A 13,579-nucleotide genomic window follows, 5' to 3' on the forward strand; every position below is an offset into this window, starting at 1 on the left:
GGAACGGCTATCAGCGCCGTCAGGCGCTGCCGGTGCGGTGAGGTTGTCATGGAACGGCTATCAGCGCCGCCGCGACCCGGCGCCGCTCGCCCAGCATGATGTTGTAAGTCCGGATCGCCGCTCCGGTCAGCATGGTATCCACTCCGACGCTGACGCGGCGCAGGGCGTCGCGCAGTTCGGAAGGAGCAAGCCAGACCTCGGTGCCGGTGCCGATCAGCAATGTATCGATCGCGGCCGAGTCTGCGAAGACGCGCGCCAGCGCATGGCGGTCGATCTCATGCGGGCGGGTCACGGGCCACGCCCAGATGCCGTCCGGCAGGCACAGCAGCGAGCCGCGGTGCGACATGGTGTCGAAACGGAAACCGCCGCTGCCATAGGCCTCGATCGCCGCAGGCCGCGGCAGGTGCGGCACCTCCGGCAGGTCGCCGCTCACGGCTTCGATGGCTTCCGAGCTTTGGCCGGCTTTTCGGGCTTGACCGGTTTTTCTGGTTTAGCCGTCTCCTCGGACCTGGCTGTCTTCTCGGGCTTGGCCGTCTCGGGCTGCTTGGCCGCCTTGTCGGAAATGGCGACCTCAGGCTTGGCCGGCTTCTCCTCGACATCGGCGCGATGGTCGCCGACACCAAGATAGATCAGAATCGGCGCGGCGATGAAGATCGAGGTGTAGGTGCCGACCAGCACCACGCCGAACATCATCACGGCGGTGAAGCTGTGAATGGCCGGTCCGCCGAACAGCAGCAGCGCAAGCAGCGCCAGCGTGACCGTGACGTGGGTGATGATCGAGCGCGACAAGGTCGAGTTGATCGACTCGTTGAGCAACGCCGGCATCGGCATTTTCTTGTAGCGCCGCAGCATCTCGCGGATGCGGTCGTAAATAACGACAGTGTCGTTCAGCGAGTAGCCCAGAATGGTCAGAAGCGCGGCGATGCTGGTGAGATCGAAATCGACCTGCGAGATCGACATGAAGCCGATCGTCAGCACGATATCGTGCACGTTGGCGATCATGGCGCCGAGCGCGAACTGCCACTCGAACCGGAACCACAGATAGATCAGGATGCCGAGGATCGCCAGCATCAGGCCGACCATGCCGTAGGCGAGCAGCTCGCCGGACACGCGCGGGCCGACCACCTCAACGCGGCGATAGGTGACGCTGTCGCCCAGCGCGCCCCGCACCTTCTGCACCGCCGCCTGCTGCGCGGCGTCGCCGCCCGGCTGCTCGGCAACGCGGATCAGCACTTCGGTCGGGCCGCCGAACTGTTGAAGCTGGACCTCGCCGAGACCGAGGCCGTTCAGCGTGCTGCGCATGCTCGCCAGGTTCGCATCGCCCGACTTCGACTGAACCTCGAGCAGCGTGCCACCCTTGAAATCGATGCCGAAATTCAAGCCGTGCGTGAAGAACAGCGTGATGGCGACGATCGACAGCACCGCCGAAATCGGAAAGCTGATGCGGCGGAAGCGCGTGAAGTCGAAATGCGTGTCGTCGGGGACGATCCGCAGCGACGGCAGCAGGCCGAACCAACTGACGATGGTCAGCACGACGATGAGGGCACCGAGCCCGAGCAAAATCCAGTGAGTCACAGCCGGCTCCGCGTCATCAGATCGGCACGTTTTGCGGCCGCTTCCAGCGCACCCATGTCGCGACGATCAGCCGGGTCACCTCGAATGCGGTGAACACCGTGGTGATGATGCCAATGCCGAGCGTCACGGCGAAGCCGCGCACCGGGCCGGTGCCGATGTAGAACAGCACTGCGGCGGCAATGAACGTCGTGATGTTGGAATCCAGAATCGTCGCCAGCGCCCGCTTGAAGCCGGCGTCGATCGCCGAAATCGCGGTGCGGCCGCCGCGGATCTCCTCGCGGATGCGCTCATAGATCAGCACGTTGGAATCGACGGCGATGCCCACGGTCAGCACGATGCCGGCGATGCCGGGCAGCGTCAGCGTCGCGTTCAATAGCGACAACACGCCGAAAATCATGGCGACGTTGACGGCGACAGCGATATTCGCGAACACCCCGAACAGCCGATAGGTCAGCAGCATGAACAGGATGACCATGATCGAACCGACATAGGCGGCGAGTTCGCCTTTTTCGATCGAATCCTGTCCGAGGCCGGGACCGACGGTGCGTTCCTCGATGATCGTCAGCGGCGCCGGCAGCGCGCCGGCGCGCAGCAGGATCGCAAGGTCGTTGGCCTCCTGCACCGTGAAATTCCCGGAAATCTGCCCGGAGCCGCCGGTGATCGGTTCGCGGATGACCGGCGCGGAGATCACCTCGTTGTCGAGAATGATGGCGAACGGCTGTCCGACGTTTTCCGATGTCGCCTGCGCGAACTTGCGCGCGCCGTTGCTGTTGAAGCGGAAGGTCACGATCGGCTCGCTGGTGCGCGAGTCGAATCCGGGCTGCGCGTCGGTCAGGTCGCCGCCGGAGACGAGCACCTGCTTCTTGACGACATAAGGCGTCTTGGGCGCCTGCGAACTCATCAGCACTTCGGAATCGGCGGGCACCCGGCCCTGCAGGGCCTGCTCGGGCGACACGCTCGAATCGACCATGCGGAAGTCCATCTTCGCGGTCTTGCCGAGGATTTCCTTCAGCCGCGTCGGATCCTGCAGTCCCGGCACCTGAACCAGAATGCGGTCAGTGCCCTGACGCTGGATCAGCGGCTCGACAGTGCCGAGTTCGTTGACGCGCTTCTCGATGATCTGGATCGATTGCTCGACAGACTGGCGGATACGGTCGGTGACCGCGGCTTGTGGAACCGTCAAGCGGATCAGCCCGCCCTCACCACTGACTTCGAGACTGCGCTGACCGCTGGAGCCGAGCAGGCCTCCGAGCGGCTGCGACAGATCGCGCAACTTGCCGAGCGCGGTCTGGAATTCATCATCCTTGCTGATGCGCACTTCGACAGCGCCGTTCTTGACGGCAAGGCCGGTATAGGCAATCCGCGCGTCGCGCAGCGTCTTGCGTGCGTCGTCGCGGACCTGATCGAGTTTCTCTTTCTTGACGTAGTTGGAATCGACCTCGAGCAGCAGATATGAGCCGCCCTGAAGATCGAGTCCCAGCACGAGGTGGCGCTGCGCCCATTTCGGCCAGGTCTTGACCTGCGCTTCCGGAAAGAAGTTCGGCACCGCGCACAGGCAGACCAGGAAGGCGGTTACGACGATCGCCAGCGCTTTCCACCGCGTAAAGTACAGCATCGAGATAACCCGTCAGCTTGCGGCGTTGTCGTCCTTGGCGTCCTCGCCCTTGGCGCGTCCCTTTGCCGCTTCACCCTTGGTCGGCTCACCCTTCGCCGGCTCTCCCTTGGCGCGGACGATCGAAATCATCTGCCGCATCTGCCGCACCCGGACGCCGTCCGCGATTTCGAACTCGATCTGGTCGTCGTCCACCACCTTGGTGACCTTTCCGACGAGACCGCTTGTCGTGATGACGGTGTCGCCGCGGCGGATATTCTTCACAAGCTCGTTATGCTCTTTCGCCTTTTTCTGCTGAGGCCGAATAATCAGAAAATACATGATGATGAAGATCAGCGCGAACGGCAGCAGCGACATCAGCAGGTTGTTGGTATCGCCGGCACCGGCGGCCTGAGCAAACGCGGGGGTCATGAACATTCGGACGATTCCTTGAAACGGAGCAGGCCGGCGCGACGGCAGAGTCGCCCGGTCGAAGCAAATTCGCGCGGACTATAGCGGCCACGGTCCCAATTGCAACGCCGCCAGACCCTTGATCGGGCCTCATTATTTCGGCTGCTTGCGGGGGCCCGGGTCCCTGTTCTAATTGAGCATGATCTCATCCGAAAACCGGTTTCCACTTTCGGGACCATGCTCTGACTAAAAGCGCGCGCTCAAGAAAGGCAAAGATGGCGAGAAAGTCAGGGAAAACCGGCTCCCGTAAAACGCCGAAGGCTCGCGCGGGCAGCCGCGGCAGCGGCGCGACAACACGTCCGAAACCGGCCGCGGCGCCTGCCGCCGACGAACGGATCGCGAGCGCGCTCGAGGCGATCGCCGCAGCCATGTCCGCGGCGACAAAACCCGACAACGGCGCTGCGCTGACACGCGCGGACGCCTTCGTCTGGCATCCGGAGGGACGGCTGATACCGGTGCCGCGCGTCAGCCGGGTCGACCTCGGCCTGCTCAAGGGAATCGACCGGATGCGCGACATCCTGATCGAGAACACCGAACGCTTCGCCAAGGGCCTGCCCGCGAACAACGCCCTGCTCTGGGGCGCGCGCGGCATGGGCAAGTCGTCGCTGGTCAAGGCGGCGCATGCGAGCGTCAACGCCCAGGCCGGCGGCCGGCTCAAGCTGATCGAAATTCACCGCGAGGACGTCGAGAGCCTGCCGGGCCTGATGGAACAGCTCCGCTCATCGGAATTCCGTTTCATCGTGTTCTGCGACGACCTGTCATTCGACGGCAATGACGCCTCCTACAAATCGCTGAAAGCGGTGCTCGAGGGCGGCATCGAGGGACGCCCCGACAACGTCATCCTGTACGCGACGTCGAACCGCCGCCACCTGCTGGCGCGCGACATGATCGAGAACGAGCGATCGACCGCGATCAATCCCGGCGAGGCCGTCGAGGAAAAGGTCTCCCTGTCGGACCGCTTCGGCCTCTGGCTCGGCTTCCATCGTTGCAGCCAGGACGAATATCTCGCGATGGTGCGCGGCTATTGCGCCCACTTCGGCATCGAACTCGACGACGCCGACCTTGAACGCGAAGCGCTGGAATGGGCGACCACGCGGGGCTCGCGATCTGGACGCGTCGCCTGGCAGTTCACGCAGGAACTGGCGGGACGACTCGGCGTACGGATCACGACGAAATAGTTCTTGCAGGCAGACGTCTCTTGCAAAACCCGACATGATACCCGCGACGGCGGGCATCGCGCGCCTTGTCCTTTTCAATCAGCGCGAGACGCTCCGGATACCGGATCACCTGCGTTCGCGGTGACGGCGCCGCATCGGTGATGCTGCCGGCCTCACGCCCCGCTGAGGAAATGAAGCGGGTCAACCGGTGAAGATCCTTTTCGGATCTCGAAGTGGAGCTGCGGCGACGCCGCTTCGCCCGACTGACCCGACTTGGCAATGACCTGGCCGCGCTTGATGGTATCCCCGCGCTTCACCAACAATTCACTCGCATGGGCATATGCGGTCACGTAACCGTTGGGGTGCCGAACCAGGATCAGGTTGCCGTAACCCTTGAGTTCGTTGCCGGCATAAGCAACGACGCCATCCTCGGCAGCCTTCACCGGCGTCCCCTCGGGCACCGCGACGTTGATGCCATCATTTGACTTGCCGTTGGTCCGGGCGCCGTAGGCCGCGATCACGCGGCCGCGCACCGGCCAGCGGAATGTCGGCAGCGCCCCGGTCGCTTCGGCGGTTTTCGCCGCCGGCTTGACCACGGCCTCCTCGGGCGTCGTCGTCGCAACCGCGAGGTTGACTTTTTGCACCGGCCCTTCCGGCGCCGCCGCCGCGGTGTGAACCACAGGCGCAGCCGCAGCGGGAGGCGCGGCCGCAGCAGCAACAGGCTGGGCGGCCACGGCGGCAACCTTCGTCGGCACCGTTATCTTCATGCCGACCTTTAACGTCGCACCCGGTCGCAGGCCGTTGGCGCGGGCGAGCTCGCCGACCGCGATATGATTGTGGCGCGCGATGCTCATCAGCGTGTCGCCGCGATTGACGTAGTGGACGGCGGAGGCGGCCTCAGCGACCGCGACGGGCTTCGCGGCCGGAGCGGCATGGGTTTCCGCCGCCGCTGCGCGCTTCGGAATGATCAGTTGCTGGCCGGGCTGCAACCGGCGCGGACCACGGTAGCCGTTGGCCTTGAGGATTTCGGCGGTCGAGACGCCATAGCGGTGCGACAGCCCCTCCAGCGTGTCGCTGGTACCGACGATGATCGGGGTGCCGCCGTTGTGGTTCCAGCCGTCCCGTGATGCGACAGGCTTGGTGGACTCGATCGGACGTGCCGGCGGCGTATACGAGTGGACGCTTCGCCCGTTACCAGAGGCGCTTGACGCCACCGGATAGGTTTTCGGCGTCGAGATCGGTGGCGGCAACGGCTGGGACTGATATTGCGACCGCGAGTACTGCGGCAACTCGCGACGGACGACAGGGGCTGCGGGCGCCGGCGCCACCGAGCCGGTCGACTCGCGCTGCCATCCGAAACCACTTGATTGCTGCGGACCACTGTCCATCTGCGCAAGGCGCGAGGACATGTCCGCACTGCATCCGGCAAAACCGATCGACACCAGCGCCAGCACCGCGACCTGCGGTACGCGACGCGAGCAAAGCACCTCGACGACACGGGACATGGTTACTCACTCGACGCAACTTAACTACAAAATCGACTAAACACGCCCCGAGTAAACAAGGCTTTAACCGTTCGAACAACGCATTGCGGCAGCGACCAAAGTTTGCGCGCTCCGAAATTCGCGGAGGGCGCTACACAGTCGGCAAACTTTTATTCGGGCTAAAGTTCGCGGGCGATACCCGGCAGCGCGGGCACGAAGCGGACGTCGATCAGCTCCTTGCGGACCAATCCGGCGGTGGTCCGCCGGAGAAGGATCAGCGTCTGCCGTCCGTTGTGCGGCCCGACCGGTGCGATCAGAAGCCCGCCGGGCTCGATCCGGGCTATCAGCGCGTCCGGAATCTGCTCCATCGCCGCCGTCACCAGAATACGGTCGAACTGTCCCGCTTCCGCAGGAATGTCGAAGCCATCGCCCAGCATGACCTCGACGTTATCGCAACCGAGTTGCTCCAGTCGGGAGCGAGCGCGATCGGCAAGCTCGCGAAATCGCTCGATGGTCACGACCTCCCGGCACAGATGCGACAAAATTGCGGCCTGGTAACCGGAGCCCGTGCCGATCTCCAGCACCCGGTTATCGTCGCGCAATTCCAGCCGCTCGGTCATATAGGCCACGACGAAAGGCTGGCTGATGGTCTGGCCGCAGGCAATGCCGAGCGCGGTGTCCAGCCACGCATCGTCGCGATCGGCCTCCTCCACGAAGACATCGCGCGGGACGTCGTCCATCGCGCGCAGCACGCGCTGATCGCTGATGCCGCGTCGCCGCAGATTGAGCTGAAACATCATCTTCTCGGGCGGCGGACGATCGACGAAAGGCATCAGGTGAACTCTCGAGCGCTGGCGCTTGGCCGCAGCGGGAAATCAAGATGACATCAAGACAAGGTGATGCAATCTGCGCGGATCGTCTGCCGGGTCAATCCGAGGAGTCAAATTTTTGTTCCCGGCCGGCAGAGCCGGCCCGCGCCACCCCTTGGCCACGGGGCCGCCACCCCCCAATTTACACCCTAAGGAGAAGCTGCAATCGCCCCCGCAATACCTTATCATCCCGCCGGCGGCGGCGGCATTGCATTGCCTTCGTCAGCGTAATTTGCGATTCTGTAGCAGGAATTGAAGGGATCGGATCTTTTCTATGGCGCCCGTAAAGCCGCCCGGTGGCTCGGTGTTCCTCGTCGAGGACGAGGTCATGATCCGCATGATGGTCGCGGACATGCTGGAGGAGCTGGGATACAGCATCGCCGCCGAATCCGGCGACATCGATCACGCGCTCAAGCTCGCGCAGACCGCCAACTTCGACATCGCTATCCTCGACGTCAACGTCAACGGAAAGCTGATTTCCCCTGTGGCCGAAGTGATCGAGGGCCGCAACCGGCCTTTCATTTTCGCAACCGGCTACGGCATGCAGGGCCTGCCGCCGGAATATCGCAACCGCCCGGCGTTGCAAAAACCATTTCAGATGGAAAACCTCGCGGTCATGATCGAGAGCACGCTCAACGGCACCGCCGCAGCCGAGCGCACCTGAACATCGCGGTGGCCGGCAATCGTAGCGCCGGTCAGCCGTCCGGCATCATTTTTCCTGCGAGAGAAACCAACGGCCCACCCTACTTCAAGGCCGTCGTCAGGACCTCGAGGAAAGCATCGTCGGTGCGATCCAGCCGCAGCGGCGTCACCGAGACGCACCGCGACGCGATCGCGGCGAGATCGGTCCCCGCCGCCGGGGTATCCGCAGCATCGGCCTTCTCGAATCCGATCCAGAAATACGGATTGCCGCGGCCGTCGCGGCGTTCGACGATCTTGAGAAAGCCGAGATTGCGCTTGCCCATCCGCGTCACCAGCACCCCTGCCACCTCCTCCGGCGCACAGGCCGGAAAATTGACATTGACCACCGTGTTTTTGGGAATGCCGGCGTCGATCACTCTGCGCAGAATCTGCGGCCCGAACGTGAGCGCGGTTTCCCACACCGGCCTGTCGCCGGTCTCCATGCTGAATTCCTGCGACAGCGCGAACGACGGCAGGCCGAGCATCGTGCCCTCGAGCGCGCCGGCGATGGTGCCGGAATACACCACGTCCTCGGCGACGTTGCGCCCCCGATTGACCCCGGACAACACGAGATCCGGCCCCTTTTTGCCGAGAATGTGCCGCGATCCCATGATCACGCAATCGGTCGGCGTGCCCTTTACCGCGAAATGACGCGGTCCGACTTCGCGCAGCCGCAGCGGATCGTTGAGCGACAGCGAATGCGAGACGCCGGATTGATCGTGCTCGGGCGCGACCACCCAGACATCGTCGGATAACTCCCTTGCGATTTGCTCGATGGTCGTGAGGCCCGGCGCGTTGATGCCGTCGTCGTTGGTGCAGAGAATTCGCATTCGTGAGGTTGCCTTTTTCGGCCGCTGCCAGCGCCGTTCGGCCACCTCTTATCCGGCCCGGCCGGGCCTGGCAAACCCGACGGTCCGGCCGGCTCGGAGGATTTTTTCGTTCGAGTGACGCATCTCACATCGCCGGCTGAACCATGCGTCTATGCCGGATGTCGCGACCGGGAATGCCCGGTTTTATGACAGGAGCGACAGATGCATAGCGACATACGAGAGCTGACCGCAGGCGAACTCAATGCGGTCGGCGGCGGCGAGATCACCGTCGTCGCCGACAAGGACTATGTTGGAATCGAGGTCAGGGTCGGCGGTTACGGCTTCGCCGTCTGGGTGACCGGCGGTCAGGTCTGCGGCGCGACCTACACGCCTCACCACAACGGCGGGACGTGCATTCCCTGAAAATCTCCGAGGGCGGCGTCACACGCGCCGTCCCGGACCATTCTGCCGTCACGGCGCGTTTCCGGTCGCGCAGGCGCTGTCCGCGCGGGCGCGTTGCAAGAACCCCTTGGCCAGTGCGTGATAGACGCCTTCCTTGCAGACCAGCCGCGAACTGCCATAGGCAATCAGCGCCGCCGCCATCAGCGGCACCACCATGGCGTGATTATCGGTCATTTCCGTCACGATCACGAAGGCGGTGATCGGCGCCTGCACCACGCCCGCGAAATAGGACACCATGCCGAGCAGCAGGATTGCGCCCAGCGGCGTGCCCGGAAAAAAATGGGCCACGTTGGATCCGAGGCCCGCGCCAGCCGCGAGCGAGGGTGAAAAGATACCGCCGGGAATGCCGCTCACGGTCGAGAGCAGGGTTGCGAGCAGCTTCAGCAATCCGAAACTCTCGGGTAGCGGCGCGCCGCTCTCCAACGCGTGTTTCACCTGCGCATAGCCCGTGCCGTAGATCGTGTCGCCGGACAGGTATCCGCACACGGCGACGCCGAGCCCGCATGCGAACGCAAACGGAAGCGGATGGCGCTTGATGAGCGAGCCGAGCCGTCCCGGAAGCCCGAACGCCAGCAGGATCACAAGACGGCTGAACAATCCGCCGGCAAGGCCGCCGACGACGCCGCAGATCGGCACCGCCAGCCAGTCGACGCCATGGCCGAGCGTGGTCGCGGTGTGGCCGAAGTAGGCGTAATTCCCGACCAGCGCCAGCGAGGTCAGCCCGGCCGCGATCACGGTGCCGATGATCAGGCCGCTGGTGCGAACCTCGAATGCGCGGCTCATTTCCTCGATGCCGAAGACGATTCCCGCAAGCGGCGTGTTGAAGGCCGCGGCGACGCCGGCAGCCGCTCCCGCAAGGATCAGTCCGGGCTGGCGGCGCGGCGACATCCGCCCGATCGCGAACATGACGGACGCGCCGACCTGCACCGTCGGCCCCTCGCGCCCGACGGAGGCGCCGCAAAGCAATCCCAGCACCGTCAGAAGAATCTTTCCCACGGCGATGCGGAACGAAACCAGCCGGCCGCGCGCCTCGTAGTCGCCGAGCTGACGCGCGGCGATGGCCTGCGGAATGCCGCTGCCTTGCGAATTCGGAAAGAAGCGCGAGGTAAGAAACACCGACAGCACGAATCCGAGCGGAGTGACGACGAACGACGCGTAGCGCCATTTCTCGAGCAGCCGCGCGAACAGGAACTGGGCCAGGTCCGAGGCCTGCGTCAATCCCACCGCAGCCGCGCCGACGGCAAGGCCGCCCGCGACAAAAATGACCCGCCGCTGCCACCGGGTCGAGATGACCCGGACCGATCGCAACTGCCGTTCGGTGAGGTGCGGTCTCTGCATCATCCCTCGCGGCCGATCGCCTTGAGGCCGCCCATATAGGGCTGCAGCACGTCGGGCACGGCGATGGAGCCGTCGGCCTGCTGATAGGTCTCCATCACCGCGATCAGCGCGCGGCCGACCGCGGTGCCGGAGCCGTTCAGCGTATGCACGAAGCGCGGCTTGCCGTCGTTTGCCCGATAGCGCGCGTCCATGCGCCGCGCCTGGAAATCGCCGCACACCGAGCAGGACGAAATCTCGCGGTAAGCGCCGCCCTCACCCTGCCCCGGCATCCACACCTCGATGTCGTAGGTCTTTTGCGAAGCGAAGCCCATGTCGCCGGTGCACAGCGTCATCACGCGGTAATGCAGATCGAGCCGGCGCAGCACTTCTTCCGCGCATGACAACATGCGCTCGTGCTCGTCTTTTGATGCTTCCGGCGTCGTGATCGAGACCAGTTCGACCTTGCTGAACTGGTGCTGGCGGATCATGCCGCGGGTGTCGCGCCCCGCCGCGCCCGCTTCGGCGCGGAAACACGGCGTCAGCGCGGTGAAGCGCAGCGGCAGTTCTTTTTCATCGAGGATGGATTCGCGAACGAGGTTAGTGAGCGGGACTTCGGCGGTGGGAATGAGCCAATGATGGTTTACTAACGATTCTTTTGAGATAAATTCGCGCGCTTTGTCCAATCGGTCTAACGTTAATTTTAGTACTCCGTTTTCAACCCATTGGGGAAACCGGAAGTTGATCATGTGAATTTGGGCAGCCATCTCTTCGAATCGATCCAAAGAAGATGAAGCCGCGAATTGATCCTCCCGAAACTTCGGCAATTGCGCCGTGCCGAACATCGCATCGTCGCGCACAAGCAGCGGCGGATTGACTTCGGTGTAGCCGTGCTCGCCGGTATGGACATCGAGGAAGAATTGCCCGATGGCGCGTTCGAGCCGCGCCAGTCCTCGTTTCAGCACGACGAAGCGCGCGCCGGACAGTTTCGCCGCCGCCTCGAAATCCATGTCGCCGAGCGCGCCGCCGAGATCGTCATGCGGTTTCGGCGTGAATGCGTAGTCGCGTTTTTTTCCGAAAATATGATGCTGCACGTTGCCGTGCTCGTCGGCACCCTCGGGCACCTCGTCGAGCGGCAGGTTCGGAATCTCGGCCAGCGCCTTTCTCAACTCCTCGTCCGCCGTCTTCGCCGCGGTTTCCATTTGCGGCATGGTGGTCTTGAGTTCGGCGACCTCGGCCATCAGCTTCGCGGCGCGCGCCTCATCCTTGGCCTTCTTGGCCTCGCCGATTTCCCTTGAGGCCGCGTTGCGCCGCGCCTGCGCCTGCTCCGACACCAGAATCGCCGCGCGGCGCTTCTCGTCGATCGCGAGCAGCGACGGCGAGGCGGGAGCCAGCCCGCGCCGCTTCAGCGCTTCATCGAATGCTTGCGGATTGTCGCGGATCGCCTTGATGTCGTGCATGGAAGTCAGTCCAAAAGAAAAGAAGCGGCCAGACCAGCGGCGTCATGCCCGCGAAAGCGGGCATCCAGTAACCCGAATGGGCGGGATTGGAAACCTTTGGCGGTCCGGAATACCGGATCGCCCGCCGAAGCCGGACCCATTGGCGGACGATGACGACGGGAATCGGGGAGATGATAGCAGATTAGCCCAGCGGACCCGCCCTACTCCGCCGGATTTCCCTCCGGGGGCGAGGTGGCGGTCGCGCCGGCCGCTTTGGCGGCCTTCTTCTCGACCATGCCGACGGCGATGATCGAGCCTTCGTAGAGCAGGAGCAGCGGCAGCGCCAGCGAGGTCTGGCTCAGCACGTCGGGCGGCGTCAGCACCGCCGCGATGACGAAAGCTGCGACGATGAAATAGCGGCGCTTGGCGCGCAGCATTTTCGAGGTGACGACGCCGATCCGCCCGAGCAGCGTAAGGATCACCGGCAGTTGAAAGGCGATGCCGAAGGCGAAGATCAGCGACATCGTCAGCGACAGGAATTCGCCGACCTTGGGCAGCAACTGGATCTGCGCGGTTTCGGGACCGGACATCTGCTGCATGCCGAGCGAGAAGCGCACGATCATCGGCAGCACGACGAAATACACCACCAGCGAGCCGAGCACGAAGAAAACCGGGGTGGCGATCAGGTACGGCAGGAACGCGTTACGTTCGTGTTTGTAGAGACCCGGCGCCACGAATTTGTAGATCTGCGTCGCCACGATCGGAAACGAGATAAAGCCCGCGCCGAACAGCGCGAGCTTCAACTGGGTGATGAAGTATTCGAGCAGCGCGGTGTAGATGAATTTCGAATTCTCCGGCCCCGCGACCCAGACGAACGGCCATATCAGGACGTTGTAGATCTGCTTGGCGAAGAAGAAGCAGAAAATGAACGCGACGCCGAAGCCGACCAGCGCCTTGATCAGCCGCGAGCGCAGCTCGATCAGGTGATCCATCAGCGGGGCCTTGCTGGCCTCGATGTCTTCTACGCTCATGACGCTTTGGCATCCTTGACCGCTTCGTCGTTGCCGACCTCATCCGGCGTCTCATGCGGGACCGGATCCGGCTTGGCGGGAGCGGTACTCTGAAAATTGCGCGTGATCGCCAGCGGCTCGGATGCGGGCCTCTCTGATGCCGATCCACCGGCGTCCGCCGCCGCGCCCGTCTCGGGGACCGCGGCCTCCGGCGGAGCCAGCAGGCTTTCGGAAGCATCGCCGACGGACGCCGCCGGCTTCTCGGACGCCGGCTCGCCGGGCGCAGGTTTGTCGAGGTCCTCGAGCCTCGGCGGCTCGCCCAGCGATTCGCTCAGCCTTGTCATCAGCTTGCCGCTGGTCAATCCGCTGGTCGCGTCGCGCACCTCGTCGAAGGATTTTTTCAGGTCGGCCATTTCGGCCTCGCGCATCGCTTCGTTGAACTGGCCCTGGAATTCGGCGGCCATCCGGCGCGCCTTGCCCATCCACTGTCCGAGCGTTCGCAGCACGCCCGGCAGCTCTTTCGGGCCGATGGCGATCAGCGCGACGACCGCGATGACGACCAGTTCACTCCAGCCGATATCGAACATGAAATCTTCCGCTCACGCGAGGGATCAACGCGCGTCGACAGCTCTGCCGTGCCTTCGTCCTCGCATCATTGCCGCGGATTCGCGACCTTGCAGCCGTGTCGCGTCAGACCGTCTTGCCGACGTCGGACCG

Annotated in this window: 14 protein-coding genes; 3 read left to right on the forward strand and 11 right to left on the reverse strand. The window is 64.0% G+C overall.

What is annotated here, in order from left to right; genetic code table 11:
* Positions 1 to 46: 46 nt before the first annotated feature.
* From BGN91_RS16225 to yajC, 4 genes are read right to left on the reverse strand one after another with little or no spacing between them, the layout of a single operon-like run.
* A complete protein-coding gene (locus tag BGN91_RS16225) occupies positions 47 to 433 on the reverse strand; it encodes an Mth938-like domain-containing protein (protein WP_292614924.1) in 387 nt (128 codons plus the stop codon).
* The gene (secF, locus tag BGN91_RS16230) at positions 430 to 1,575 is read right to left on the reverse strand and encodes a protein translocase subunit SecF (protein ID WP_292614926.1); all 1,146 of its coding nucleotides are present in this window, start codon (positions 1,573 to 1,575) and stop codon (positions 430 to 432) included. The genes BGN91_RS16225 and secF overlap by 4 nt, the downstream gene beginning before the upstream one ends.
* 16 nt (positions 1,576 to 1,591) lie before the next feature.
* Positions 1,592 to 3,190 (reverse strand): protein translocase subunit SecD, encoded by a 1,599-nt coding sequence (gene secD / locus BGN91_RS16235; protein ID WP_292614928.1) that lies wholly within the window; start codon positions 3,188 to 3,190, stop codon positions 1,592 to 1,594.
* A 12-nt stretch (positions 3,191 to 3,202) separates the two neighbouring features.
* On the reverse strand, positions 3,203 to 3,604 hold the full coding sequence (yajC, locus tag BGN91_RS16240; RefSeq protein WP_292614930.1) for a preprotein translocase subunit YajC: 402 nt from the start codon (positions 3,602 to 3,604) through the stop codon (positions 3,203 to 3,205).
* A gap of 248 nt (positions 3,605 to 3,852) precedes the next feature.
* Here yajC and BGN91_RS16245 point away from each other — a divergent pair, with 248 nt between their 5' ends.
* Complete coding sequence (locus BGN91_RS16245) at positions 3,853 to 4,815, forward strand: ATP-binding protein (RefSeq protein WP_292614932.1); 963 nt, start codon at positions 3,853 to 3,855, stop codon at positions 4,813 to 4,815.
* 152 nt (positions 4,816 to 4,967) lie between these two features.
* On the opposite strand, the gene BGN91_RS16250 is transcribed toward BGN91_RS16245, so the two are convergent.
* Both BGN91_RS16250 and BGN91_RS16255 read right to left on the reverse strand, forming a co-directional pair.
* On the reverse strand, positions 4,968 to 6,299 hold the full coding sequence (locus tag BGN91_RS16250) for a LysM peptidoglycan-binding domain-containing M23 family metallopeptidase (protein ID WP_292614934.1): 1,332 nt from the start codon (positions 6,297 to 6,299) through the stop codon (positions 4,968 to 4,970).
* Positions 6,300 to 6,457: 158 nt separating this feature from the next.
* On the reverse strand, positions 6,458 to 7,111 hold the full coding sequence (locus BGN91_RS16255; protein ID WP_292614936.1) for a protein-L-isoaspartate(D-aspartate) O-methyltransferase: 654 nt from the start codon (positions 7,109 to 7,111) through the stop codon (positions 6,458 to 6,460).
* Positions 7,112 to 7,421: 310 nt separating this feature from the next.
* On the opposite strand from BGN91_RS16255, the gene BGN91_RS16260 reads away from it, so the two are divergent.
* Positions 7,422 to 7,811, forward strand: a complete 390-nt coding sequence (locus BGN91_RS16260) for a response regulator (RefSeq protein WP_292614937.1) — start codon at positions 7,422 to 7,424, stop codon at positions 7,809 to 7,811.
* A gap of 79 nt (positions 7,812 to 7,890) precedes the next feature.
* Here the strand turns inward: BGN91_RS16260 and surE are convergent, their stop codons facing one another.
* Positions 7,891 to 8,658 (reverse strand): 5'/3'-nucleotidase SurE, encoded by a 768-nt coding sequence (gene surE / locus BGN91_RS16265; protein WP_292614939.1) that lies wholly within the window; start codon positions 8,656 to 8,658, stop codon positions 7,891 to 7,893.
* 201 nt (positions 8,659 to 8,859) lie between these two features.
* Here surE and BGN91_RS16270 point away from each other — a divergent pair, with 201 nt between their 5' ends.
* On the forward strand, positions 8,860 to 9,060 hold the full coding sequence (locus tag BGN91_RS16270; RefSeq protein ID WP_292614941.1) for a hypothetical protein: 201 nt from the start codon (positions 8,860 to 8,862) through the stop codon (positions 9,058 to 9,060).
* A 48-nt stretch (positions 9,061 to 9,108) separates the two neighbouring features.
* On the opposite strand, the gene BGN91_RS16275 is transcribed toward BGN91_RS16270, so the two are convergent.
* The 4 genes from BGN91_RS16275 to tatB all read right to left on the reverse strand — a co-directional run bounded on the left by BGN91_RS16275 (position 9,109) and on the right by tatB (position 13,449).
* Complete coding sequence (locus BGN91_RS16275) at positions 9,109 to 10,437, reverse strand: chloride channel protein (RefSeq protein ID WP_292614943.1); 1,329 nt, start codon at positions 10,435 to 10,437, stop codon at positions 9,109 to 9,111.
* Positions 10,437 to 11,873: a serine--tRNA ligase gene (gene serS, locus BGN91_RS16280; protein WP_292614945.1), complete on the reverse strand. Its 1,437-nt coding sequence runs from the start codon at positions 11,871 to 11,873 to the stop codon at positions 10,437 to 10,439. Before serS ends, BGN91_RS16275 begins: the two co-directional genes overlap by 1 nt.
* Before the next feature lie 200 nt (positions 11,874 to 12,073).
* Positions 12,074 to 12,883: a twin-arginine translocase subunit TatC gene (gene tatC / locus BGN91_RS16285; protein ID WP_292614947.1), complete on the reverse strand. Its 810-nt coding sequence runs from the start codon at positions 12,881 to 12,883 to the stop codon at positions 12,074 to 12,076.
* Complete coding sequence (gene tatB, locus BGN91_RS16290; protein WP_292614949.1) at positions 12,880 to 13,449, reverse strand: Sec-independent protein translocase protein TatB; 570 nt, start codon at positions 13,447 to 13,449, stop codon at positions 12,880 to 12,882. The genes tatC and tatB overlap by 4 nt, the downstream gene beginning before the upstream one ends.
* Positions 13,450 to 13,579 lie beyond the last annotated feature (130 nt).

Origin of the sequence: Nitrobacter sp. 62-13, from assembly GCF_001896955.1 — a bacterium.
GTDB lineage: Bacteria > Pseudomonadota > Alphaproteobacteria > Rhizobiales > Xanthobacteraceae > Nitrobacter.

Excerpts from the sequence above, each read along its gene's own strand:
- tatB (WP_292614949.1), bottom strand. The coding sequence starts at position 13,449 with ATGTTCGATATCGGCTGGAGTGAACTGGTCGTCATCGCGGTCGTCGCG.
- BGN91_RS16275 (WP_292614943.1), bottom strand. The coding sequence starts at position 10,437 with ATGCAGAGACCGCACCTCACCGAACGGCAGTTGCGATCGGTCCGGGTC.
- secD (WP_292614928.1), bottom strand. The coding sequence starts at position 3,190 with ATGCTGTACTTTACGCGGTGGAAAGCGCTGGCGATCGTCGTAACCGCC.
- tatC (WP_292614947.1), bottom strand. The coding sequence starts at position 12,883 with ATGAGCGTAGAAGACATCGAGGCCAGCAAGGCCCCGCTGATGGATCAC.
- serS (WP_292614945.1), bottom strand. The coding sequence starts at position 11,873 with ATGCACGACATCAAGGCGATCCGCGACAATCCGCAAGCATTCGATGAA.
- BGN91_RS16255 (WP_292614936.1), bottom strand. The coding sequence starts at position 7,111 with ATGCCTTTCGTCGATCGTCCGCCGCCCGAGAAGATGATGTTTCAGCTC.
- surE (WP_292614939.1), bottom strand. The coding sequence starts at position 8,658 with ATGCGAATTCTCTGCACCAACGACGACGGCATCAACGCGCCGGGCCTC.
- BGN91_RS16270 (WP_292614941.1), top strand. The coding sequence starts at position 8,860 with ATGCATAGCGACATACGAGAGCTGACCGCAGGCGAACTCAATGCGGTC.
- BGN91_RS16245 (WP_292614932.1), top strand. The coding sequence starts at position 3,853 with ATGGCGAGAAAGTCAGGGAAAACCGGCTCCCGTAAAACGCCGAAGGCT.
- yajC (WP_292614930.1), bottom strand. The coding sequence starts at position 3,604 with ATGTTCATGACCCCCGCGTTTGCTCAGGCCGCCGGTGCCGGCGATACC.
- BGN91_RS16250 (WP_292614934.1), bottom strand. The coding sequence starts at position 6,299 with ATGTCCCGTGTCGTCGAGGTGCTTTGCTCGCGTCGCGTACCGCAGGTC.
- BGN91_RS16260 (WP_292614937.1), top strand. The coding sequence starts at position 7,422 with ATGGCGCCCGTAAAGCCGCCCGGTGGCTCGGTGTTCCTCGTCGAGGAC.